This window comes from Pseudomonas sp. SK2 (assembly GCF_016772395.1).
GTDB classification, from domain to species: domain Bacteria; phylum Pseudomonadota; class Gammaproteobacteria; order Pseudomonadales; family Pseudomonadaceae; genus Aquipseudomonas; species Aquipseudomonas taiwanensis.
In genome coordinates this window covers 1,278,415-1,301,533 of the sequence record NZ_CP061944.1, presented here as the reverse complement: position 1 = coordinate 1,301,533, position 23,119 = coordinate 1,278,415, and the positions used below count along the sequence as shown (strand labels likewise).

Here is a 23,119-nt window from a genome sequence, read left to right as displayed (position 1 = left end):
TTCGTATCAAAGGTCCAGAACCAATCCGCGCTCCTGCGCCTGGGCCGGTACTGCACAGCAGATCAGCACCGTACCGCTTTCCGGCATTTCGGCTGGCGGGTTCGGGTAATGCACCTGGCCACTCACCAGCCGGGTCTTGCAGGTCCCGCATGAGCCTCCTCGGCAACTGAAATCAGGCGACAAGCCTCGTGCTTCGGCAAGTTCCAGCAAGCTGCCAGCGCCCGGCGTCCATCGTGCCTCCTTGGCCGACGCAGCGAAATACACCGGCACCGGCTCACTGGCTGCCGGCGGTTGTTGCAGCACCGGTCGATCGCCATCGGTGTGACGACGCAACGTCGAGGGACCGAAGGCCTCTGCGTGGATGCGGCCATCGGGCACATTCACCGTGCGCAGTCCGTCGTAGATGTCCTGGGTGAAACTGGCTGGGCCACACAGGTAGAAGTCATAGTCGTCCAGCGCCAGCGTTGCCTTGATCTGCTCGATGCCAAGGCGGCCGGTATGTTCGTAGTCGCGCCCTGCTACGGCGTCTGCCTCCGGCTGGCTCAGGGATCGATGCACGCTCAGCAGCTCTCCTGCCTGCTGGCGCAAGCCGGCCAGTTCCTGCTGGAAAGGCAGGTCAGCAAGGCTGCGCGCGCCGTGGAACAGATGAATGCGCCGGGGCATGGGACTGGCCAGCTGCGCACGCAACATGGCGATCAACGGGGTGATCCCCACACCTGCCGCAACCAGCACGATCGGCCGCTGACTTTCGCTGTTCAAGATAAAGTTGCCCATCGGCAGACGCACCTCAAGCAGGTCGCCGACGGCGATTCGCTCATGCAGGTGGCGGGAAGCCGGGCCCTGGGCTTTGACACTGATACGCACGAAACCGTCAGAGGGCGCGCAGGACAAGCTGTAGGTACGAACCAATGGCGCAGCGTCCCCCTGCGGGATACGCACGGGCAGGTGTTGCCCTGGCGCGAATGGCACCGGCTCACCTGGAGCAAGGTAGAACGAGCGAATGTCGCGGCTTTCCTGCTCCATCCGGACCACTCGCCAGCTCAACCATTGCCGTTGGCGCTGTACCTGTTGCATGCGCTGCTCGGCCTCGGTCCAGGTGCCAGTCGCAAGGCTCGTGGGCGCATATTCCTGAAATGCCCAACGTAGCGACAACGCCGCTGGCCGCAGCACCACATGCGTCACCTCCAGGGTCCAGATGCGCTCGGCGCCTTCGAATGCCGTGATCAAAGGGCTTTGCAGGATCACTTCGGCGCGCCCGGACACCTGCAACACATTGCCCGTGGTGAAATCGACGAACAACAGGCCCGCCACCGGGTTCTCGACCAGATTGCCAAGGGTGTTGAAATGCAGGTTGCCGGCGTAGTCGGGAACGGTCAGGCGATTGCCTTCGACCCGAACGAAGCCGGGACGACCACCGCGATGGGACACATCCACTGAGCGACGCCCATCCTCATGATCGATGAAGCTGGCGACAAAGAAGGTGTCGGCGTTCTCGATCATGGCACGGGTCGTCTCATCCAGCCCGGCCGAGTCTCGGCGTTGCTGGGCGGGCTCATCGACGCGTACGTAATTGCGCAGCTGGATGTACTGCGGGCAGTTGCCGAACGACTGCTCGACGCTCACCTCCAGTTGCTCGGCCGAAGCCTGGCGGATCAGCCCGTTCATGCGGTTGCGTCGACGGGTATGCAGTTCGATGCCAAGCAGGCCGACGGCGTCGCCTGTGGCCAGGCCTGGCGCTGCTGGATCGTCGCTGGCCGGTGGCGTGCTGATCAGCAATGTCCGAGGGTCGGGCGAACTGACGAAGCCTTCCGCGCCTTCGAGCAGTGTCGCCCAGGGGTTGCCCTGTGGGTCCACCGCTCCAATTACCATGAACGGCAGTTGCTGGTAAAAGGCGCGGTGTTGATCGGGCATGTAGTCTCGAATGACCTTCTGTCCGAATACCTCCATGCGTTCTGCAACGCCAACGTGCTCCTGCAGTCGCTTTTCACCTGCGTGCCAGGGCGATCCGGTGCGTTCTTGCATGGCGGCATTCCTCAAAGGTTCAGACGGTGGTTTGAAGGCCTATGGCCGTACGTGGCATCGGCACGAAGCCCGGCAGTGCCTCGACGCGAGCAAGCCAGGCGCGTACGTTCGGGTAGGGTTCAAGCGAGACGTTGCCCTCGGGGGCATGAGCGATGTAAGAGTAGTTGGCGATGTCTGCGATGGTCGGGTGATCACCCACCAGGAATGGCGACTTGGCCAGTTCGGCGTCGACCACCTTGAGCAGGGTGTGGGCACGGCCTATGACTTCGTCGGTGTTGAACGAAGCGCCGAATACCGTCACCAGGCGCGCCGCGGCTGGACCAAAGGCCACTGGCCCGGCAGCGACCGACAGCCAGCGCTGCACACGGGCTGCGCCGATCGAATCGTCCGGCAGCCAGCGCTCGCCGCCATAGGCCTTGGCCAAGTACACCAGGATGGCATTGGAATCGGCAATGACCGTGCCGTTGTCGTCGATCACAGGCACCTGGCCGAAGGGGTTGAGGGCCAGGAAGTCCGGTTGCTTATGCGCCCCCTTGGCCAGATCGACGAACACCAGCTCCGTGGGGAGCTGGAGCAGGGACAGCATCAGTTCGATACGGTGGGCATGGCCGGACTTGGGAAAGTTGTAGAGCTTGATCGGGGTAGACATTGGCATGGCTCCAGGTCAGCACCGGGATGGGCTGGTGGAGCACATGCTGCGCTGATTCGGCTGACAGCAGAATCAGCGTGGTGGGGAAACCATAATTTCGCGCTGCGAAACAATCGCGCGGCATCCACGATTCTGTCGCCAGCAAGCTGACGACAGGATGGGTGACCTCAATGCCGTTGCTGCTTCTGATACCGATACAGTCCGCGCACGGCCTGGACGACACCTGGAACGCAGGCCTGCCGCTCATCGAAGCTCATCGAGTCGAGCAATTCGAAGTCGTCTTCCAAACCATGCAGAGAGATGGCCTTGAGCAACTGGTCCTGTTCGGGGGGCAGTGCGCTCCATTCGGCGACCTGGGTACCTCGCATATAGCCAAAGCACCACTCTTCCATGTCGACCCCGGGCCCCTGCTCGCCTTCGCGCTCTTCGAACAATGGCTCGAAGTGATCGAGGTCGTCAGCCAAGGCTTGTGCTATCTGATGGGCATAACGCAGCATCAGCGCGGTGTACGCCTCTTCAAGGGCTGAGCTCTTGAATTTCGGCACCTTGCCGCCGGCGACGGCAGGCAACCATTGTTCGGGGGTGACCGTGACTGGAGAACTGGCCAATGCAGTGAGGACGCCGTTGAGTTCGGCGAGGTTCAGCACCGAGTAATCGTTGCCGTAGGTGTACAAAAAGTCTTCGAGGCGGGCGAGTTCTTTGTCGCTGAGCGGGGCAAGCATGTGCGGACGTCCTGGGGAGTCGAATTGCGTGCACCCTAGCACATGGGGTATCCCTTCAAAAGCAATCGCCGGCAAGTCGACCCCCGTCGGTACCACAGGGTACCGGCAGGAGCCGGCTTGCCGGCGATGGAGGGCGTTACAGCTTAGACCGCCAGCGCGCGCTCACGCAGCTCGCTGTTGAGGATGCGGTCGTTCTCGCTGTAATCGACCGGGCAGTCGATCACGTGTACACCCGGGGTCTTGATGCAGTGCTCGAGCAGCGGCAGCAAGCCTTCGGCGCTTTCCACGCGGTGGCCGGTGGCGCCGTAGGCTTCGGCGTACTTGACGAAGTCCGGGTTGCCATAATCCAGGCCGAAATCGGTGAAGCCCATGTTGGCCTGCTTCCAGCGGATCATGCCGTAGCCGTCGTCACGCAGGATCACCACGGTGATGTGCATGCCCAGACGTACTGCGGTTTCCAGCTCCTGGCTGTTCATCATGAAGCCGCCGTCGCCGCACACGGAAATCACCGGACGGTCTGGGTACACAAGGTGCGAAGCCATGGCCGATGGCAGGCCAGCGCCCATGGTCGCCAGGGCGTTATCCAGCAGCACGGTGTTGGGCTTGTGCGCCTTGTAGTTGCGGGCGAACCAGATCTTGTAGATGCCGTTGTCCAGAGCAACGATGCCTTCGGACGGCAGCACGCGACGGATGTCGGCGACCAGGCGCTGCGGGTAAACCGGGAAGCGGTTATCGTCGGCGCCTTCTGCGATCTGCGATTCGTTCGCTTCGCGGATGGTCATCAGGCGGGTGAAGTCCCAGTGCGACGTGTCATTCAGTGCTTCGCTGATCTGCCATACAGCGTTGGCGATGTCGCCGATCACTTCTACTTGCGGGAAGTACACGGCATCGACTTCGGCGGAGCGGAAGCTGATGTGGATGACTTCGGTACCCCCACGAACCATGAAGAATGGTGGCTTCTCGATGACGTCATGACCGATGTTGATGATCAGGTCAGCGGCTTCGATGGCGCGGTGAACGAAGTCACCAGACGACAGCGCGGCGTTGCCGAGGAAGCGTGGGTGGCGCTCGTCGACCACACCTTTACCCATCTGGGTGGTGATGAATGGGATGCCGGTCTTGTCGATCAATTGCTTGAGGACCTTGGCGGTCATCTTGCGGTTGGCGCCGGCGCCGATCACCAGGATCGGGCTACGGGCCTTCTGCAGTTTCTCCACGGCAGCTTCAATGGCCACGTGCTCGGCCAGCGGGCGACGGTGCAGGCTGCGCGGGATCGGCAGGGCATCGGTCTGCTCGGCGGCGATGTCTTCCGGCAGTTCCAGGTGCACCGCGCCCGGCTTCTCTTCCTCGGCCAGACGGAAAGCTTCTCGCATGCGCGCCGGGATGTTGTCGGCCGAGGCGAACTGGTGGGTGTACTTAGTGATGGGGTCCATCATCCCGCACACGTCGATGATCTGGAAGCGGCCCTGCTTGGACTTCTTGATCGGCTTCTGGCCGGTAATCATCATCATCGGCATGCCGCCCAGGTAGGCGTACGCACTGGCGGTTACCAGGTTGGTCGCACCAGGGCCCAGGGTCGACAGGCTGACGCCGGTCTTGCCGGTCAGGCGGCCATAGGTGGCGGCCATGAAGCCCGCGGACTGCTCGTGGCGGGTCAGTACCAGCTTGATCTTCGACTTGCGCAGGGATTCCAGCAGGTCGAGGTTTTCCTCACCGGGAATGCCGAACACATACTCGACACCTTCGTTTTCCAGGCATTGCACAACGACATCGGCGGCCTTGGCCATCTTGCTTGTAACCTCAAGTGATAGGACGGTGAAAGTCCAGAAATGCGCAGCACGGTACGCTGGCATCGCTCTATCCGGGGGCCAGGAGTGCCCCGAACCTAAGCCTTGACGTAGGCAAGGCGCGGGAAAGTCACGTCACTGGATGGTTAATAATGTCGCACCTTGAGATTTATGAACAGCAATAATGGACTAACAGCAATTAGACGGAGGTCTATGCGCCGAACGGGCCCGGGGGGGTGATGATGCGCCAGAAAGACAAAACCCCTACCTGCTCACGCAGATAGGGGTTTTGCGAAATGAATCTTGACGATGACCTACTCTCACATGGGGAAACCCCACACTACCATCGGCGATGCATCGTTTCACTACTGAGTTCGGGATGGGATCAGGTGGTTCCAATGCTCTATGGTCGTCAAGAAATTCTGTTGCCAGAATGTCGTGTAAACACTCTTGGCCAATTCGGATATGTGAATTTGTGGTCTTGCGAACTTTCGGTCGTTTCGTCTTCACCACCGCAATCTGCGTCAGCAAATTGCTTGGGTGTTATATGGTCAAGCCTCACGGGCAATTAGTATTGGTTAGCTCAACGCCTCACAGCGCTTACACACCCAACCTATCAACGTCGTAGTCTTCGACGGCCCTTTAGGGAACTCAAGGTTCCAGTGAGATCTCATCTTGAGGCAAGTTTCCCGCTTAGATGCTTTCAGCGGTTATCTCTTCCGAACATAGCTACCCGGCAATGCCACTGGCGTGACAACCGGAACACCAGAGGTTCGTCCACTCCGGTCCTCTCGTACTAGGAGCAGCCCCTCTCAAATCTCAAACGTCCACGGCAGATAGGGACCGAACTGTCTCACGACGTTCTAAACCCAGCTCGCGTACCACTTTAAATGGCGAACAGCCATACCCTTGGGACCGGCTTCAGCCCCAGGATGTGATGAGCCGACATCGAGGTGCCAAACACCGCCGTCGATATGAACTCTTGGGCGGTATCAGCCTGTTATCCCCGGAGTACCTTTTATCCGTTGAGCGATGGCCCTTCCATACAGAACCACCGGATCACTAAGACCTACTTTCGTACCTGCTCGACGTGTTTGTCTCGCAGTCAAGCGCGCTTTTGCCTTTATACTCTGCGACCGATTTCCGACCGGTCTGAGCGCACCTTCGTACTCCTCCGTTACTCTTTGGGAGGAGACCGCCCCAGTCAAACTACCCACCATACACTGTCCTCGATCCGGATAACGGACCTGAGTTAGAACCTCAAAGTTGCCAGGGTGGTATTTCAAGAATGGCTCCATGAGAACTGGCGTCCCCACTTCAAAGCCTCCCACCTATCCTACACAAGCAAATTCAAAGTCCAGTGCAAAGCTATAGTAAAGGTTCACGGGGTCTTTCCGTCTAGCCGCGGATACACTGCATCTTCACAGCGATTTCAATTTCACTGAGTCTCGGGTGGAGACAGCGCCGCCATCGTTACGCCATTCGTGCAGGTCGGAACTTACCCGACAAGGAATTTCGCTACCTTAGGACCGTTATAGTTACGGCCGCCGTTTACCGGGGCTTCGATCAAGAGCTTCGCTTGCGCTAACCCCATCAATTAACCTTCCGGCACCGGGCAGGCGTCACACCCTATACGTCCACTTTCGTGTTTGCAGAGTGCTGTGTTTTTAATAAACAGTCGCAGCGGCCTGGTATCTTCGACCGACATGGGCTTACGGAGCAAGTCCTTCACCCTCGTCGGCGCACCTTCTCCCGAAGTTACGGTGCCATTTTGCCTAGTTCCTTCACCCGAGTTCTCTCAAGCGCCTTGGTATTCTCTACCCGACCACCTGTGTCGGTTTGGGGTACGGTTCCCAGTTATCTGAAGCTTAGGAGCTTTTCTTGGAAGCATGGCATCAACCACTTCGTCGCCTAGAGGCAACTCGTCATCAGCTCTCGGCCTTGAGATCCCGGATTTGCCTAAGATCTCAGCCTACCACCTTAAACTTGGACAACCAACGCCAAGCTGGCCTAGCCTTCTCCGTCCCTCCATCGCAATAACTGGAAGTACAGGAATATTAACCTGTTTTCCATCGACTACGCTTTTCAGCCTCGCCTTAGGGACCGACTAACCCTGCGTCGATTAACGTTGCGCAGGAAACCTTGGTCTTTCGGCGTGGGAGTTTTTCACTCCCATTGTCGTTACTCATGTCAGCATTCGCACTTCTGATACCTCCAGCAAGCTTCTCAACTCACCTTCACAGGCTTACAGAACGCTCCTCTACCGCGTCATCAAAGATGACACCCGTAGCTTCGGTGCATGGTTTGAGCCCCGTTACATCTTCCGCGCAGGCCGACTCGACTAGTGAGCTATTACGCTTTCTTTAAAGGATGGCTGCTTCTAAGCCAACCTCCTAGCTGTCTAAGCCTTCCCACATCGTTTCCCACTTAACCATGACTTTGGGACCTTAGCTGACGGTCTGGGTTGTTTCCCTTTTCACGACGGACGTTAGCACCCGCCGTGTGTCTCCCATGCTCGGCACTTCCAGGTATTCGGAGTTTGCATCGGTTTGGTAAGTCGGGATGACCCCCTAGCCGAAACAGTGCTCTACCCCCTGGAGTGATACATGAGGCGCTACCTAAATAGCTTTCGAGGAGAACCAGCTATCTCCGAGCTTGATTAGCCTTTCACTCCGATCCACAGGTCATCCGCTAACTTTTCAACGGTAGTCGGTTCGGTCCTCCAGTCAGTGTTACCTAACCTTCAACCTGCCCATGGATAGATCGCCCGGTTTCGGGTCTATACCCAGCGACTAAACGCCCTATTAAGACTCGCTTTCGCTACGCCTCCCCTATTCGGTTAAGCTCGCCACTGAATATAAGTCGCTGACCCATTATACAAAAGGTACGCAGTCACCTAACAAAGTAGGCTCCCACTGCTTGTACGCATACGGTTTCAGGTTCTATTTCACTCCCCTCTCCGGGGTTCTTTTCGCCTTTCCCTCACGGTACTGGTTCACTATCGGTCAGTCAGTAGTATTTAGCCTTGGAGGATGGTCCCCCCATGTTCAGACAAAGTTTCTCGTGCTCCGTCCTACTCGATTTCATTGACAAGAGATTTTCGTGTACGGGGCTATCACCCACTATGGCCGCACTTTCCAGAGCGTTCCACTAATCTCAAATCAACTTAAGGGCTGGTCCCCGTTCGCTCGCCACTACTAAGGGAATCTCGGTTGATTTCTTTTCCTCAGGGTACTTAGATGTTTCAGTTCCCCTGGTTCGCCTCTTGCACCTATGTATTCAGTACAAGATAACCAGCTTGTGCTGGCTGGGTTCCCCCATTCAGAGATCTCTGGATCACAGTCTGTTTGCCGACTCCCCAAAGCTTATCGCAGGCTACCACGTCTTTCATCGCCTCTGACTGCCAAGGCATCCACCGTATGCGCTTCTTCACTTGACCATATAACCCCAAGCAATCTGGTTATACTGTGAAGACGACATTCGCCGAAAATTCGCATGTTGCTCAATTAAGAGCAGAACTCACAAATTTTACCTTAGCCTGACATCACACCAGTGAAAGTGCGTGCCAGTCTATCTATCACATATCCGAATTTTTAAAGAACGATCTGACAAAAGTCAGAAATCAACATTCGATCTGAATGCTCATTTCTAAGTTCTGATCAAGTAAGCGAGTGGTGGAGCCAAGCGGGATCGAACCGCTGACCTCCTGCGTGCAAGGCAGGCGCTCTCCCAGCTGAGCTATGGCCCCGCATATTGGTAGGTCTGGGCAGATTTGAACTGCCGACCTCACCCTTATCAGGGGTGCGCTCTAACCAACTGAGCTACAGACCTATATAGGGTCTTGATCGTCTTCGACAATGAATCAAGCAATTCGTGTGGGAGCTCATCAGCAGGCTGATGTCGTCGATTAAGGAGGTGATCCAGCCGCAGGTTCCCCTACGGCTACCTTGTTACGACTTCACCCCAGTCATGAATCACACCGTGGTAACCGTCCTCCCGAAGGTTAGACTAGCTACTTCTGGTGCAACCCACTCCCATGGTGTGACGGGCGGTGTGTACAAGGCCCGGGAACGTATTCACCGCGACATTCTGATTCGCGATTACTAGCGATTCCGACTTCACGCAGTCGAGTTGCAGACTGCGATCCGGACTACGATCGGTTTTGTGAGATTAGCTCCACCTCGCGGCTTGGCAACCCTCTGTACCGACCATTGTAGCACGTGTGTAGCCCAGGCCGTAAGGGCCATGATGACTTGACGTCATCCCCACCTTCCTCCGGTTTGTCACCGGCAGTCTCCTTAGAGTGCCCACCATAACGTGCTGGTAACTAAGGACAAGGGTTGCGCTCGTTACGGGACTTAACCCAACATCTCACGACACGAGCTGACGACAGCCATGCAGCACCTGTGTCAGAGTTCCCGAAGGCACCAATCCATCTCTGGAAAGTTCTCTGCATGTCAAGGCCTGGTAAGGTTCTTCGCGTTGCTTCGAATTAAACCACATGCTCCACCGCTTGTGCGGGCCCCCGTCAATTCATTTGAGTTTTAACCTTGCGGCCGTACTCCCCAGGCGGTCAACTTAATGCGTTAGCTGCGCCACTAAAATCTCAAGGATTCCAACGGCTAGTTGACATCGTTTACGGCGTGGACTACCAGGGTATCTAATCCTGTTTGCTCCCCACGCTTTCGCACCTCAGTGTCAGTATCAGTCCAGGTGGTCGCCTTCGCCACTGGTGTTCCTTCCTATATCTACGCATTTCACCGCTACACAGGAAATTCCACCACCCTCTACCGTACTCTAGCTCGCCAGTTTTGGATGCAGTTCCCAGGTTGAGCCCGGGGCTTTCACATCCAACTTAACGAACCACCTACGCGCGCTTTACGCCCAGTAATTCCGATTAACGCTTGCACCCTCTGTATTACCGCGGCTGCTGGCACAGAGTTAGCCGGTGCTTATTCTGTCGGTAACGTCAAAACAGCAAGGTATTAGCTTACTGCCCTTCCTCCCAACTTAAAGTGCTTTACAATCCGAAGACCTTCTTCACACACGCGGCATGGCTGGATCAGGCTTTCGCCCATTGTCCAATATTCCCCACTGCTGCCTCCCGTAGGAGTCTGGACCGTGTCTCAGTTCCAGTGTGACTGATCATCCTCTCAGACCAGTTACGGATCGTCGCCTTGGTGAGCCATTACCTCACCAACTAGCTAATCCGACCTAGGCTCATCTGATAGCGCAAGGCCCGAAGGTCCCCTGCTTTCTCCCGTAGGACGTATGCGGTATTAGCGTTCCTTTCGAAACGTTGTCCCCCACTACCAGGCAGATTCCTAGGCATTACTCACCCGTCCGCCGCTGAATCAAGGAGCAAGCTCCCGTCATCCGCTCGACTTGCATGTGTTAGGCCTGCCGCCAGCGTTCAATCTGAGCCATGATCAAACTCTTCAGTTCAATACTGCTTGGGTTTTTAAGAAACCCTAAACTTGGCTCAGCAATCTCAAATGACTATGTGATTTCTCGCACGGCCACTTGTGATGCTGATAATCTTTGTGACTATCAGTCCGTACTCACAAGCACCCACACGAATTGCTTGATTCGATTTGTTAAAGAGCGTTTGGCCAAGAGCGTTTCATCTCAACCGAGGCGCGCATTCTACGCTTTCCTCATTTGCTGTCAAGCGTTTATTTTTAAGTTTTTGCGAAGCTGCTTTCTTGCAAAAGCGTTCAACTTCAACAACTTACCGCTTGCCTCGCTGCGTTTGTCGCTGCGAGGTGGCGAATAATACGCGGTTTGAAATCAGAGTCAACACCTTGATCTGAAAAAACTTTCCCCTGCCGTTCCTCGCCTCCTGCGCAACTAATGAAGGCGTGCTGGATCTGTAGAGGAACACCCTATGGAGCGAAACGGCCATGCGCGAGGAACAGAACGACAAGACCCCCGGCCTGTCAGCGGACGAAGAGCAGGAGGTCAGCCAGAATCAACCGCCCAGGGCGGCGGTCTTGCACGAGATCATCCGCTTTCAGGGTGACCAGGAGCTGGAACGTACATTGGCCGCCTTGTGGTGGTCCGCGCTGGCTGCCGGGCTGAGCATGGGCCTGTCACTCATGGCCATGGGTCTGTTCTATGCCCGGCTGCCCGAGGGCGAGAGCGCCCAGGTGGTCGCCAGCATCGGCTACAGCGCAGGCTTTCTGGCGGTCATCCTGGCGCGCCAGCAGTTGTTCACCGAAAACACCCTCACCGCCGTATTGCCCGTGATGACCACTCCGACCCTGGCCAATTTCGGGCGACTGCTGCGCCTGTGGGGCGTCGTGCTGCTGGGCAACCTGGCCGGTACGCTGTTGGTCGCCTGGGTCATGCTCGAACTGCCGATTTTCGACACCAAGACCGACGTCGCCTTCCTGGAAGTGGGGCGCAAGGTCATGAAGAACGACATCGGCCAGATGTTCGCCAAAGGCATCGTCTCTGGCTGGATGATCGCCACCATGGTGTGGATGATCCCGTCGATGGAACATGCCAAGATCTGGATCATCCTGATGATCACGTATCTGATGGCGCTGGGCGACTTTACCCATATCGTCGTGGGGTCTGTGGAGGTCTCCTACCTGGTCTGGGCCGGGGAGCAGACCTGGCAGAATTTCTGGCTGGCATTCGCGCTGCCGACACTGGCCGGCAACATCATCGGGGGCAGTTTCATATTTGCCTTGATCAGCCATGCCCAGGTACGCAGCGACAGCGGCAAGCCCCCGTCGCAGCTATTGAAGGACGAGAAACGATCTTTCCGTGGACCGGATGGCCAATAGCCCTCAGCGGCTGGCCACGGCACGTTCAGGCACGCTGCCCTGCTCTGGCACGGGCCGTGGCTGCCACCAGTTCTGCCCCTCGTGAGGCGAGTCGATACTGACACGCTCGCCCATCTGCGGGGTGCACAGGCGAACCTGCGCGGCAGAGGTCAATTCGAGTATTCGTTCGAAGGGCTCCTGCCACCCATGAATGGACAGGTCGAACGTGCCATTGTGAATCGGCAGCAGCCAGCGCCCACGCAGGTCGAGGTGGGCCTGCAGACTTTGCTCGGGCTGCATGTGCACGTTCGGCCAGGCTACGTTATAGGCACCGGTCTCTATCAGGGTCAGATCGAAGGGACCAAAGCGCTCGCCGATCTGGCGAAAACCGTCGAAATAGCCGGTGTCGCCACTGAAGAACAGCTTCATCTGTTCGTCGATCACCACCCAGGACGCCCATAAGGTGCGATTGCTGTCGAACAACCCGCGCCCGGAGAAATGCTGGGCGGGTGTAGCCACGAAACGTACGCCATCGACTTCGGTCTCCTGCCACCAGTCCAATTGGGCGACCTTGTGCGCCGGCACACCCCATCCAATCAGCAGGTCTCCCACCCCCAGCGGCGCTAGAAAACGTTCGGTTTTGGGGCGAGGCGGCGAATGGCCTGCTCGTCGAGGTGGTCGTAATGGTCATGGGACAGCACCACCGCTGCCAGCCGCGGCAAGTCGTCCAGCCCCATCGGTGGCGCATGGAAGCGCAGCGGGCCGGCCCATTGCACCGGCGAGGCACGCTCGGCGAATACGGGGTCGGTCATGAAAAACCGTCCACGCAACTTGATCAACACCGTGGAGTGGCCCAACCGCCAGAGGCTGTGATCTGGCGCATCGAGCACCTGCTGCCGGGTCATCGCCTGGAGACTGATGGCCGCTGCGGGTCGGGTTTCAGGCGGTTTGCGGATGAACAGGTACTTCAGGCCAATACGCAGTTTCTTCAACATGCCGTCCTGTGGCAGAAGCACCTGGTTGTGAAAGCGCCCGTCGCGCCGTGGCGCCAGCTCGCTGGCAGGGGTAGCCATCTGGACCATGAGCTGCAGGACTCCAAGCATGAGGAAAGCCTTCATGTTACCCCACAGCGCTCGCATCAACCGTGAAATGGCTTTTAAGGGCATTTTTCCGCGATCAAGCGCTGTTCACTCATGTCGGTGCGATCGATGCGATGAACGCTGTCATCGGTCAATTTCGCTCTCCACAAGGCCACGACACTCAAGCTGGCCTATCCTGAGTGAACCTTCCGAGGGGTTGACCTGCGGGAGCTCGGAGTTCACGAAGGAGTCGTTCGCCCATGGCCAGGACCGCCACCCTTCCTCTCGACACCCCCTCCCCGTCCCTACCGATGGGCCGTCTGGTCGCCGGCTTCTGCGCAGTATTCGGCCTCGCGTGCCTGGTGACCCTTGGGGCACTGTTCAACATCGCCGCCACCCTCGATCGACAGGAGCAGCAAAGCAGTACTTTCCATGCCACACAGGCCTTGGAGCAGCGCTTGCAGGCATCGCGACAATTTCTCTCCAGCTACGCGGTTTGGGACGCCGCCTACGAGCACCTGGCCAAGGTAGTGGACTGGCAGTGGGCGTATGAAGAGAAAAACGTCGGCGAGTCGCTTTACAGCGCCAGTGGTTACGAAGGGGTGTTCGTGGTCGATGACCAGCGCACCGGCTACGCCCTGTTCAAGGGCAAGCCCACCGAAGCTGCGGCCAGTAGTTACATCGACGCGCCGCTGGCCGACATCGTCGCCCAAGCCCGCCGTGCTGCCAGTGCACGGGAGCAAGTCACCCGCTTCGTGCTGTTCAACGGCTGGCCCGCCGTGTTGAGCGCCGCTGCGGTGCGTCCGGACAGGGACGTGCAGGACAGCGAAGTGCGGGAAGCGCCGGTCATGCTGTTCGTCGACCAGTTGACCGAAGACAAGCTGGCCCGGCTCGGCGCTGGCGCAGGCCTTGCGAACATGCACATCGAAAGAGACACACCCGGCTCACGGACGACCCAGCGTATTGCCCTGGGTGAAACCGGTTACCACCTGGCCTGGGACAGCCCATCGCCAGGGCGCCAATTGCTCTGGGCGGTACTGCCCCCGCTGCTGTGCGCGCTACTGGTATTGAGCCTGGTAATGCTGTATCTGTTCCGCCATGCCCTGCGCAGCGCCCGCGCCATCGACCTGAGTCTTGAGCGCCTGCAACAGAGCAATCGCGCCCTCGAGGCCAGCGAACAGCGTTTCAGGGCCGTGGCCGAAGCCGCTTCCGACTGGATCTGGGAAACCGACCGCCAGCAGCGCCTGACGTATCTGTCCCAGCGCTTCGTCAGCGTCACAGGCTACCCGGTCGACAGCTGGCTGGGGCAACCTATCAACCTGCTGCTGGCCTGCGATACCACGCCCCTGTCGACCTGGCTCGATGCCCAGGCCGAGGCCGACCCACAGCAACTGGCCAACCTGCGCTGTGCCTACCGCGACAGTACCGGACAGAACCGCTACTGCCGGATCTCGGCAAGGGCGATCATCTACGATGGCAAACCCTTCGGATTTCGCGGTACCGCCAGCGACATCACCGACGAGGTCGCGGCCCATGCGCGCATCCAGCATTTGTCCTTGCACGACCCGCTGACCGGGCTGGCCAATCGCAACAAGCTGTCCCGGCACCTTGAACAGGCGTTGCTGCAAGGAGGCGATGCCTGTTCGCTGACCTTGCTGTTGCTGGACCTGGACAATTTCAAACCGATCAATGATTCCCTCGGCCACGCGGCGGGTGACGCGGTGCTGCAAGAGGTGGCCACCCGCCTGCGTGATACCACTCGTGATGTGGACCTGGTGGCCCGACTGGGCGGCGACGAGTTCGTCGTGGTGCTGGATGGCATCGACAACCGCAATGAAGTCGACCGGCTATGCGCGCGCCTGGTCGAACTGCTCAAGCAGCCGATCCTGTTCGAAGAACAGCCCGTGCATATCGGCGTCAGCATGGGCATCGCCCAGACCCGCACGCAAGGCTGTGATGCCGGTGAACTGATCCGCTGTGCGGATATTGCGCTGTATCAGGCCAAGGCAGAAGGCAAGAGCACCTGGCGCTATTTCGCCCCGGAAATGAACCAGCAGATCCAGTACCGTCGCCAGCTCGAAAACGATCTGCGTCGAGCCCTGCGCAACGACGAGCTGCTGCTGTACTACCAACCACGCTACAACCTCGACGACCTGCGCATCGTCTCGGTCGAAGCGCTGGTGCGCTGGCAGCATCCTCAGGAGGGGCTGCTGGGTCCCGATACCTTCATCCCGTTGGCCGAACAAAGCGACCTGATAAACGCCCTTGGCCGGTGGGTACTGCGCGAGGCCTGCAATACCGCCTACAGCTGGCCGGACAACCTGCTGATCTCCGTCAACCTGTCGCCCGCACAGTTCTTGCGCAGCAATGTGGTGGCCGATGTGCGCCAGATCCTGCTGGAGACTGGCTTCCCGGCTCAGCGCCTGGAGCTGGAGATCACCGAAAACGTGATGCTCAATGATATCGAGGGCGCCCTGGCCACCCTGCAGGCGCTCAAGGAACTGGGCGTGCGCCTGAACATGGACGACTTTGGAACCGGTTACTCCTCGTTGGGTTACCTGCGCACCTATCCATTCGACAGCATCAAGATCGACAAGCGCTTCATCGCAGGCCTGAACAACCCCAGCGCCAGCGATCGTGCGGTGGTCCAGGCAATCATCAACCTGGGGCAAGCCATGGGGCTGACAGTCACTGCCGAGGGCGTTGAAACCGCCCAACAGCTCAAGGCCCTGGAGAACGACCGCTGCCACGAGGTGCAAGGCTTTTTCCTCAGCCGGCCGCTGGACAAGGCAGGGTTCGAGGCGTTGCTGCAGCAAGCGCCCGGCCGCTCGCTCGATGCCTCCTGAGCGTGTTAGCGCAAACGGCGCTCGGCCAGGATTTCCGGCAGGTCGCTACGCCGCAGGTAAATGCGCAATGGCTCGCCGATATTCAAGCGGTCATCCACGTGTTGCGCGAGCAACAGGGCAAGCCGCGTCCGGCACAACGCCATGCGCTGTCCCGGCTCGGGCCGCCAGACGAATTCGCTGCATGGCGTGATGCTGTCGTCGGCCACATCCATGCCGAACGAGTCTTCGGAAAAACGCACGATATGAACCCCGCGCTTGCCGTGGAAACCCACGAACCCTTTGAGCTGGTCGGCGGCGTTGCAGATGTCCTGGGAGGAAATGGCCATGTCGTAACCTCGCAAAATAATGGGAAGTAACGCACGCCTGGCGGGGAACGGTTGCCTCTGACGGGCAACGCGCAGCGGCCAGCCTAGCGTAACTGGCCAGGCATTTGCCAAGAAATTTCAGTTTCGCGAAGGGTCGACCTGCGACGCCAACAGCACCGTCAGCCAGTTCATGAACGCCTGGACCCGACGCGGTACATGTTGTTGCCGGGCGTACAACAGTGACACCGGCATGGCGCGTGCCTGCCAAGGGTGAAGCACTGTCACCAGATTGCCCTGCGCCAGATGCTCGGAAACCCCAACCGCGGGGACCTGGATCAACCCCAGGCCGGCCAGGCAGGCGGCCGAATAGGCTTCAGCATTGTTGACCGTGACCACGCCGGCCATGGCTTGGTAATGCAGTTCGCCGTCCCGCTCGTACTCAAACCCTGGACTGCGCGCACCGAGGTTTCGGACATAATGCACCAACTGATGTCCGGCCAAGTCTTCGAGGCGGCTCGGCACGCCGTGGCGGGCCAAGTAGTCAGGGCTCGCGCAATTGCACATGCTCAGTTGGCCGATCGCCCGCGCCACCACATCCAGGTCGCTCAAGGCGCCGATACGCATCACGCAATCGAACCCCTCTCGCAGCAAATCGACTTGCCGGTCGGTGCAGCTGATTTCCACCTCCAGCCGCGGAAAACGCGCCAGAAACGCCGGCAATGCCGGAATGATCACCCGTCTGGCCATCATGGTCGGCAAATCGACGCGCAGGCGCCCAGCCAACTCGGCGTCATCGGCACGGAACAGGCTCTCGATCTCATCCATGCCCGACAGCAAGTCCTTGCTGCGCGCATAAAGCAGCGCACCATCCTGCGTGGCCTGCATCCGTCGGGTTGTGCGGTTGAACAGCCGGGTGCCGAGCAACCGCTCAAGGGCCCTGATCTGCTCGGAAACCGTCGAGCGCGGCAGACCCAGACTTTCGGCGGCCAGCGTAAAACTGTTGACCTCGGTCACCCGGACGAAAGTGCGCAGTAACGCCAGCTTGTTCATACGGACCCTCTGATTATTCGGACATGCCGAACAGTATTTCCGGTTTCGCGGGATTTAACAGCACAAGGACGACCAATAACCTTTCCTCATCGCCATCCCATGAGGAAATCGACATGACCCGCAAGATTGCCCTGATCACAGGTGCCAGCCGCGGCTTGGGCAGGAACACAGCCGAACATCTGGCCGCACGTGGCATCGATATCATCGGCACCTACCACAGCAAGGTGGACGACGCCCAAGCAGTGGCCATCGCCCTGGAGCAGACAGGAGTCAAGGCCGCCATGCTGCAACTCGACGTCAGCGACAGCAGCAGTTTCAAGGCCTTCGCCGAACGCCTGAGCACCACACTGCGGGAGCGATTCGCGCGCGAGAAGTTGGATTTTCTGGTGAACAACGCCGGAATCGGCCTGAACGTGCCGTTCGCGCAAACCACCGAAGCACAGTTCGACCAGTTGCTGAACATCCAGCTCAAGGGACCGTTCTTCCTCACCCAGCAGCTGCTGCCTGTGCTGGCCGACGGTGGCCGCATCGTCAACATTTCATCCGGCTTGGCGCGCTTCGTACTGCCAGGCTACGCCGCCTATGCCGCGATGAAAGGTGCGATGGAGGTGTTGACGCGGTATCAGGCCAAGGAACTAGGCGCGCGGGGTATCCGGGTCAACATCCTTGCCCCCGGCGCGATCGAGACCGATTTTGGCGGCGGTGTGGTGCGCGACAACCGCCAGGTCAATGACTTCATTGCCAGCAATACAGCGCTGGGACGAGTCGGCTTGCCCGACGACATCGGCGCGGCGATTGCCCTGCTGCTCGCGGAGGGCAATGGCTGGATCACCGGGCAACGGCTGGAGGTCTCGGGCGGTATGTTCCTCTGACGGTCTGCCGGGGCCGCTTTGCGGCCCTCACGGTTGCGGGTCGTCGTGCACTTGCACGCTGGCAGTCATCCCTGCACTCAGGTGCACGCCCTCGGGAATCTCGTCGAGTCGGATACGCACGGGAATCCGCTGGGCCAGCCGCACCCAGTTGAACGTCGGCTCTACCTCCGGCAACAGCTGGCTGTCCGGGTTGCTGTTGCTGTCGGTAATCCCCCGGCCGATGCTTTGTACATGCCCTTGCATCGCCTCGCCCGCGCCCATCAGCCAGACCTTCACGGTATCGCCCTCGCGGATGCTTGGCAGCTTGGTCTCCTCGAAATAGGCCTGGATGTAGAACGTCGAATCGTCGACCAGGGCCATCACCGCTTGCCCAGTATTCACATAGTTGCCTTCGGCCAGGCGCAGGTTGGTGATATGCCCACTTCGAGGCGCCCGCACCTCGCTGCGGGCCAGGTTGATCTTGGCGACCTGCAACTGGGCTTCTGCCTCGCGCAACTCGCCACGCGCGATGGCGGCGTTGATCTGGGCATTCTCGCGTAGCTCCGCGCTGATCGCGTCCGGCCCCAGCGCCGTGCGCCGCGCCGCTTCGCGCTCACGCAGGCGAACCTGTTGACGACGGGTCTCGGCCACGGCGCTGGCTTGCTCCACCGCAGCCTCGAAGCGCTCGCGGTCGATGCTCATGAGCAAATCACCGGCCTTGACCTGCTGGTTGTCATGAACGTTCAGCCCGCGGACCCAACCGGAGACGTCGGGGGCGATCACCACCACATCCGCACGCACACGTGCGTCACGGGTCCAGGGGGTGAGCATGTAGTACTGCCAAAGCTTGAAACCTGCGAGCACGGCAAGTGCCACCACGCAGAGGGTCACCAAGGTACGTACGACTGTACGCATCGACTCAACTCCTTACAAAGGTCCCAACGAACGCACCACCAGGTACAGCACGCAGACGAACAACGCCGCGTCGAACAACGCTTCGTGCCAGATCCAGCGCCCCAGGGGCGTGGCCTGGACCACCAGACGCAATACGCCAGTCACCACCAATGCCATCAAGACGTAGATCAGAAAAGGGCTGAGCAGCACGCCGCCCACCGCCCACTCACGCAAACCCATGGGCTTCCTCCTGCCAGCGACACCATTTACGCCAGCTTTTCTGCAATTGCAGCACCGCACCTTCGGCCAATCGCAGCGGATCGCTGGGTGGCTGACGACGCAAGACCTCGATGAAGCGCTCGCTGGCAGCATCCAGCTGCTCCCCACGCCCGGCTGCCGGCCCATTGGCCAACACGTGCTCCACTTGCTGCAGGTATTCGCGCTCGAAGCTGCCAATCGGCACGTTCGCCACCGCCAGGCACATGCGCAGGTGAACGAGTTCATCACCGATATCCAGGCCATGCAGGCCATCGTCCCATCGTTTGCGCTCAGCCTCGGGGAGTTCGCTGGCGTGATGGGCAAGCTTCATCAGGCGGTCGGCCATCCGTCCGCCGAACCAGCTGTCGGCACCCCGCAAATCACGTCGGGTCAGGCGCACCAGGTCGCTCTGGGTCGCGGCCCGCAGGCGTCGGCCAAGCCAGGCTGGGTGGCGCAACACCACCAGACGGAACGCCAGCACGGCCGCTCCGACCCCGATCAACATGGCCTGCGCGCTGTTGAGCATGTTCGCCACATCGAATTTCATGGTATTGAGCGGCGACACCAAGACGATGAAGTGCAGGCAATAGGACGTGGCCGTACCCGCCGTGCGAGGGTTGGCCATGCACAGAGCGCCGAAGAACAACGGCACGCCCATGCCCAGGCAAAGCATGGCGAAGCTGCTCCATTGGGGCAGGAGAATTTCTCCGACCAGAAATGCCACCGGAAACGCCAGCAAGATCCCACGCAGGAAGCTCAGGCCTATCTGTGCGCCATTCTCACGGCTGGCAAACAGGCTGCAGACAACGCAAGTCAACACCAGGCCGCCTGGCGCCGACGGCCAGGCGGTAGCCAGCCAGAAACTGCTCATGACCAGAAACGCCAACGCACTGCGGGCGCCGAACAGCAGGGCCAGCGGCAGGTCACGGTGCACGGCAAGGCCCGGCGCGGCATCCTTCGGCGCCCTGCCGGCCTCGACATCCTCCACCGCCTGGGTCGCGGCCATGGCAACGTCGATCAACAGCGTCATGCGCGCCAGACAATAGTGTTCTGCCGAGCTGATATGTTCATCGTGGGCCGCATCCCAGATACGCTGGCGCAAAACCAGCAAGCTTGGCTTGTCAGGCTGGATCAGCAGCGCCCGCACCTCCTCCAGCCAGGGCGCGATATGACCGGCTTCCTGCTCATCGAGCTGGCGCCATTGCCGACGCACCGAGCGCGAGATGCGCAACAGCACCATCAGTTTCTGGCTAAGCCCGCGGATGGCGCTGGCGCGCTGCCGCCCACGATTACCTTCGAACCAGGCGTGTTCACGCTGGGAATCGATGGCCACGATGCGTCCAAGAATCTCCAGCAATCCTTTACGCGCTTCGTCCTCCCCGCCGAGCATGGCGGCGGCCGCTTGCAGCCCGGTCTGCCAGGCCTGACGCGCCTGGCCGCTCAGTTGCTGCTCGACCCGCATTGGCCAGAGCAACGCGCTGGTGGCGGTAGCGCAGCAGATCCCCAGGCAGATTTCGGTGCAGCGGGCCACGGCCTGGTCGAACACCTGCAGCGGGTGATTGACTGCCGGCAGGGCAATGATCGCCACCGTGTAGCCAGCCAGAACGAAGGCATAGGCCCAGGCGCTGCGCAGCTGGGTCGAGGCCGCTGTGCACAACGCCAGCCACAGCGCCAAGGTGATCAGGAACAACCAGGGTGTCTGGGCGAACAACGCCATGAACACCACCGACATGATGGTACCGACCAAGGTCCCGGCCAATCGAGCCAGGCCTTTCTGCACCACCATCCCCGATAGCGGTTGAGCCACGATGAACGCGGTCATCAACGCCCAAGACGGCTGCTCCAACCCCCAGCGCATGGCCAGCCAGAGCGCCAGACCACCGCCGAGCACGGTCTTGATGGCGAACTTGATGGCGAGGCTGCTGGGAGCGAACAGGGCCTGGAAAGTGATGGGCACGAATCGGACCTTGCGGGGCTGGTTACAGAAAAGATAGACAACACGGAGAAGGATAATGCGGAACCGATTAATTAGCTAGCTATCAATCTATTCAAGTCAGGCGATACCTGGCCTGGATTTAGCAAATCGCGGGCAAAAAAATGGGCGACCGAAGTCGCCCTAAATGCCTTGCGTGCACGTGAATCTGGAAGGTCAGCGCGGCTTGCGCTTGTTCGAATCCTTCCAGATGAAAAGTCCTAGACCGGCAAAGAATGCAAACATCAACCCGACTGTTACCACGCCAGCGATGACCACATTGTCGAAGAACATGTCGGCCTCCCATTCGTTTGCCGTTGTCCGATGGGTGCAAGGTATCTAATCGAGGGGAGTGAATAATTGATCGGTGTCAATGGTGCCCTGGAGCGGGCACGCGAGGCGGGTACAGGGTTGACCTGCGTCAAGTTTCAGCGCTTCTTGGGCTTGCCCTTGGGCTTCTTTTTCTTCGCGCCAGCCAGCGGCATGGCTTGCTCGAAGGCCTGACGCACTTCGTTCAGGCGCTTTTCCTTGAGGTCGTGAATGCGCTTGGCGCGTTCAGCATCGAAGTCGATGAGGTTGTCTTGGCTCATGGGTGGGCTCGACGGTCAGCAGAGTCTTGCATGATGAAGCCAGGAGCCGGTCATGACCAGTCCCTGGTCAGACTTCGATGTCCACCAGCAGCCCTTGGCGCGGCTGTTCGCCCATCAGTGGCGCGACCGGCACGGTGTTGTCTGCATTCACCTCGTCACCAGGCAGCGCAGTGTAGCGCTCATCATCGCCCTTCTTGCGACGCTGCTGACGCCGCTGCTCGTCGCGCAACAGCACGGCCTGCTCCTCGGGATCACGGTGCTGCTTGAGGTCGATGGCGCTTTCGCTGGAGGATGGCTGCGCGGGCACCACCGGCTTGATGTCGGGCGTCGGTTTGACCGGGTCCAGTTGCGAGGTGACCGGGACAGCACTGAGCGGGATGAGCGGCGGCAGCATGGGAGTTCTCCTGTAGCCACTGTATCGGCCGGCCAGAATCCGCCTTGAATCCTGGTGGGTATAAACCTGTGGTGTGTCACGGTCAGTGGCCGCCGATGAGGACGACGCTTACTCGGTGTCGTCCTCGGGGTCGTCATCGACCGGCGGGCTGGTTTCGCTCCAGGGGCGCTTGTAAACCTGCTGCCAGACCGCATCCATGTGCTCACGCAGGACCTGGGGCGCGTTCTTCAGCGATGCACTGTCGTCGCGCTCGCCACCGATCGGCTCCTCGCCCGCGGGCGTGATCAGCGACTGCCCGGTAATCGTGTAGCTTGCCTGCCCCTCACGTAGCTCGATGGAGATATCGTGCGGATCGATGCCACCGCCGCAGAAGGCATGGCTTGCCACTGTGACCTCGGCGACACCGTCCTTGTTCAAGTCGCTGACGTCACTGACATCGGTGTAGAAGTCCACATCCAGGTCCAGCCCCGGGCAACTGGTCTCCTGTTCGATCTGCCAGCGCGGCTTGAATGCGTCGCGCTCTGCGGCACGCCCATACAGGGTGGCCTTGAGCTGCACCTTGTCCACTTCCTGCTCGGTGTCAGGGTCGGTGGCCTGGCCATCGACGCGGCTCAGTACCAACAGGCCCTCGCCATCGCGGTCACGGAAGTGGACGCTCTTGATCGGCGTCTGCACCCCCAGCACCTCGAGCTGATCGACCGGGATCGCAGGCAGGGTCTCGAAATTCTTCTGTTCACAGGCGGCCAGCAGCAAAACGCTACTGATGGCCATTGAGGCGCTCAACCAGGGGTGCTTCACAGGCATATCGGTTCGGACCCTCGTCGGCAGGACGGTGTTCGTCGATGAAACAGCTAGACTCTTGGTCTTCACTCTTTGGTCTGACCGGCCTATCCGTTAACATAGCCGGCTTTTCAACGCGGGAGTTCA

16 protein-coding genes, 2 tRNA genes, 3 rRNA genes and 1 pseudogene are annotated in these 23,119 nt (G+C 59.7%); 3 read left to right on the top strand and 19 right to left on the bottom strand.

Annotated features, from left to right (window positions below; translation table 11 throughout):
* Positions 1-6: 6 nt before the first annotated feature.
* From IF103_RS05765 to IF103_RS05725, 9 genes are all read right to left on the bottom strand, one after another.
* The gene (locus IF103_RS05765) at positions 7-2,022 is read right to left on the bottom strand and encodes a pyridoxamine 5'-phosphate oxidase family protein (RefSeq protein WP_023379105.1); all 2,016 of its coding nucleotides are present in this window, start codon (positions 2,020-2,022) and stop codon (positions 7-9) included.
* A 19-nt stretch (positions 2,023-2,041) separates the two neighbouring features.
* Positions 2,042-2,671: a glutathione S-transferase family protein gene (locus tag IF103_RS05760; RefSeq protein WP_202675927.1), complete on the bottom strand. Its 630-nt coding sequence runs from the start codon at positions 2,669-2,671 to the stop codon at positions 2,042-2,044.
* Between the two features lie 167 nt (positions 2,672-2,838).
* On the bottom strand, positions 2,839-3,393 hold the full coding sequence (locus tag IF103_RS05755; RefSeq protein WP_023379103.1) for a UPF0149 family protein: 555 nt from the start codon (positions 3,391-3,393) through the stop codon (positions 2,839-2,841).
* Positions 3,394-3,536: 143 nt separating this feature from the next.
* Complete coding sequence (locus tag IF103_RS05750) at positions 3,537-5,180, bottom strand: acetolactate synthase large subunit (protein ID WP_023379102.1); 1,644 nt, start codon at positions 5,178-5,180, stop codon at positions 3,537-3,539.
* A gap of 301 nt (positions 5,181-5,481) precedes the next feature.
* Positions 5,482-5,597, bottom strand: a 5S ribosomal RNA gene (gene rrf, locus IF103_RS05745).
* 130 nt (positions 5,598-5,727) lie between these two features.
* A 23S ribosomal RNA gene (locus tag IF103_RS05740) occupies positions 5,728-8,619 on the bottom strand.
* A gap of 233 nt (positions 8,620-8,852) precedes the next feature.
* Positions 8,853-8,928: transfer RNA gene (locus IF103_RS05735), tRNA-Ala, on the bottom strand.
* Positions 8,929-8,934: 6 nt separating this feature from the next.
* Positions 8,935-9,011, bottom strand: a tRNA-Ile gene (locus tag IF103_RS05730).
* A 77-nt stretch (positions 9,012-9,088) separates the two neighbouring features.
* A 16S ribosomal RNA gene (locus tag IF103_RS05725) occupies positions 9,089-10,625 on the bottom strand.
* Together the 16S, 23S and 5S rRNA genes with 2 tRNA genes alongside form the textbook arrangement of a ribosomal RNA operon.
* A gap of 458 nt (positions 10,626-11,083) precedes the next feature.
* Here IF103_RS05725 and IF103_RS05720 point away from each other — a divergent pair.
* Positions 11,084-11,974 (top strand): formate/nitrite transporter family protein, encoded by an 891-nt coding sequence (locus IF103_RS05720; protein ID WP_023379100.1) that lies wholly within the window; start codon positions 11,084-11,086, stop codon positions 11,972-11,974.
* A 3-nt stretch (positions 11,975-11,977) separates the two neighbouring features.
* Here IF103_RS05720 and IF103_RS05715 read toward each other — a convergent pair.
* Positions 11,978-13,071: pseudogene (locus IF103_RS05715) on the bottom strand (MBL fold metallo-hydrolase).
* A 221-nt stretch (positions 13,072-13,292) separates the two neighbouring features.
* On the opposite strand from IF103_RS05715, the gene IF103_RS05710 reads away from it, so the two are divergent.
* Positions 13,293-15,878, top strand: a complete 2,586-nt coding sequence (locus IF103_RS05710) for a bifunctional diguanylate cyclase/phosphodiesterase (protein ID WP_023379098.1) — start codon at positions 13,293-13,295, stop codon at positions 15,876-15,878.
* Positions 15,879-15,883: 5 nt separating this feature from the next.
* On the opposite strand, the gene IF103_RS05705 is transcribed toward IF103_RS05710, so the two are convergent.
* Both IF103_RS05705 and IF103_RS05700 read right to left on the bottom strand, forming a co-directional pair.
* The gene (locus tag IF103_RS05705) at positions 15,884-16,204 is read right to left on the bottom strand and encodes a DUF2025 family protein (protein ID WP_023379097.1); all 321 of its coding nucleotides are present in this window, start codon (positions 16,202-16,204) and stop codon (positions 15,884-15,886) included.
* Positions 16,205-16,321: 117 nt separating this feature from the next.
* Positions 16,322-17,233 carry a LysR family transcriptional regulator gene (locus IF103_RS05700; RefSeq protein ID WP_023379096.1) on the bottom strand — a complete coding sequence of 304 codons (912 nt, stop codon included), beginning with the start codon at positions 17,231-17,233 and terminating at the stop codon, positions 16,322-16,324.
* A 113-nt stretch (positions 17,234-17,346) separates the two neighbouring features.
* Here IF103_RS05700 and IF103_RS05695 point away from each other — a divergent pair, with 113 nt between their 5' ends.
* Positions 17,347-18,105: an SDR family NAD(P)-dependent oxidoreductase gene (locus IF103_RS05695; RefSeq protein ID WP_202675926.1), complete on the top strand. Its 759-nt coding sequence runs from the start codon at positions 17,347-17,349 to the stop codon at positions 18,103-18,105.
* Between the two features lie 27 nt (positions 18,106-18,132).
* Here the strand turns inward: IF103_RS05695 and IF103_RS05690 are convergent, their stop codons facing one another.
* The 7 genes from IF103_RS05690 to IF103_RS05665 all read right to left on the bottom strand — a co-directional run bounded on the left by IF103_RS05690 (position 18,133) and on the right by IF103_RS05665 (position 22,996).
* Positions 18,133-18,999: an efflux RND transporter periplasmic adaptor subunit gene (locus IF103_RS05690; protein WP_023379094.1), complete on the bottom strand. Its 867-nt coding sequence runs from the start codon at positions 18,997-18,999 to the stop codon at positions 18,133-18,135.
* 12 nt (positions 19,000-19,011) lie between these two features.
* Entirely contained in the window at positions 19,012-19,218 is a 207-nt protein-coding gene (locus tag IF103_RS05685) for a DUF1656 domain-containing protein (protein ID WP_023379093.1), read from the bottom strand.
* Positions 19,205-21,193, bottom strand: coding sequence for an FUSC family protein (locus IF103_RS05680; protein ID WP_027907489.1), 1,989 nt, complete (start codon positions 21,191-21,193; stop codon positions 19,205-19,207). The genes IF103_RS05685 and IF103_RS05680 overlap by 14 nt, the downstream gene beginning before the upstream one ends.
* Before the next feature lie 192 nt (positions 21,194-21,385).
* Positions 21,386-21,502, bottom strand: coding sequence for a cytochrome c oxidase subunit CcoM (gene ccoM, locus IF103_RS25105; protein WP_023379091.1), 117 nt, complete (start codon positions 21,500-21,502; stop codon positions 21,386-21,388).
* 134 nt (positions 21,503-21,636) lie between these two features.
* Positions 21,637-21,798: a hypothetical protein gene (locus IF103_RS05675; protein WP_023379090.1), complete on the bottom strand. Its 162-nt coding sequence runs from the start codon at positions 21,796-21,798 to the stop codon at positions 21,637-21,639.
* 67 nt (positions 21,799-21,865) lie between these two features.
* Positions 21,866-22,192: a hypothetical protein gene (locus tag IF103_RS05670; protein ID WP_023379089.1), complete on the bottom strand. Its 327-nt coding sequence runs from the start codon at positions 22,190-22,192 to the stop codon at positions 21,866-21,868.
* A 108-nt stretch (positions 22,193-22,300) separates the two neighbouring features.
* The gene (locus IF103_RS05665; RefSeq protein WP_023379088.1) at positions 22,301-22,996 is read right to left on the bottom strand and encodes a M949_RS01915 family surface polysaccharide biosynthesis protein; all 696 of its coding nucleotides are present in this window, start codon (positions 22,994-22,996) and stop codon (positions 22,301-22,303) included.
* Between the last annotated feature and the right edge of the window lie 123 nt (positions 22,997-23,119).

Excerpts from the sequence above, each read along its gene's own strand:
- IF103_RS05765 (WP_023379105.1), bottom strand. The coding sequence starts at position 2,022 with ATGCAAGAACGCACCGGATCGCCCTGGCACGCAGGTGAAAAGCGACTG.
- IF103_RS05760 (WP_202675927.1), bottom strand. The coding sequence starts at position 2,671 with ATGTCTACCCCGATCAAGCTCTACAACTTTCCCAAGTCCGGCCATGCC.
- IF103_RS05755 (WP_023379103.1), bottom strand. The coding sequence starts at position 3,393 with ATGCTTGCCCCGCTCAGCGACAAAGAACTCGCCCGCCTCGAAGACTTT.
- IF103_RS05750 (WP_023379102.1), bottom strand. The coding sequence starts at position 5,180 with ATGGCCAAGGCCGCCGATGTCGTTGTGCAATGCCTGGAAAACGAAGGT.
- IF103_RS05720 (WP_023379100.1), top strand. The coding sequence starts at position 11,084 with ATGCGCGAGGAACAGAACGACAAGACCCCCGGCCTGTCAGCGGACGAA.
- IF103_RS05710 (WP_023379098.1), top strand. The coding sequence starts at position 13,293 with ATGGCCAGGACCGCCACCCTTCCTCTCGACACCCCCTCCCCGTCCCTA.
- IF103_RS05705 (WP_023379097.1), bottom strand. The coding sequence starts at position 16,204 with ATGGCCATTTCCTCCCAGGACATCTGCAACGCCGCCGACCAGCTCAAA.
- IF103_RS05700 (WP_023379096.1), bottom strand. The coding sequence starts at position 17,233 with ATGAACAAGCTGGCGTTACTGCGCACTTTCGTCCGGGTGACCGAGGTC.
- IF103_RS05695 (WP_202675926.1), top strand. The coding sequence starts at position 17,347 with ATGACCCGCAAGATTGCCCTGATCACAGGTGCCAGCCGCGGCTTGGGC.
- IF103_RS05690 (WP_023379094.1), bottom strand. The coding sequence starts at position 18,999 with ATGCGTACAGTCGTACGTACCTTGGTGACCCTCTGCGTGGTGGCACTT.
- IF103_RS05685 (WP_023379093.1), bottom strand. The coding sequence starts at position 19,218 with ATGGGTTTGCGTGAGTGGGCGGTGGGCGGCGTGCTGCTCAGCCCTTTT.
- ccoM (WP_023379091.1), bottom strand. The coding sequence starts at position 21,502 with ATGTTCTTCGACAATGTGGTCATCGCTGGCGTGGTAACAGTCGGGTTG.
- IF103_RS05675 (WP_023379090.1), bottom strand. The coding sequence starts at position 21,798 with ATGAGCCAAGACAACCTCATCGACTTCGATGCTGAACGCGCCAAGCGC.
- IF103_RS05670 (WP_023379089.1), bottom strand. The coding sequence starts at position 22,192 with ATGCTGCCGCCGCTCATCCCGCTCAGTGCTGTCCCGGTCACCTCGCAA.
- IF103_RS05665 (WP_023379088.1), bottom strand. The coding sequence starts at position 22,996 with ATGCCTGTGAAGCACCCCTGGTTGAGCGCCTCAATGGCCATCAGTAGC.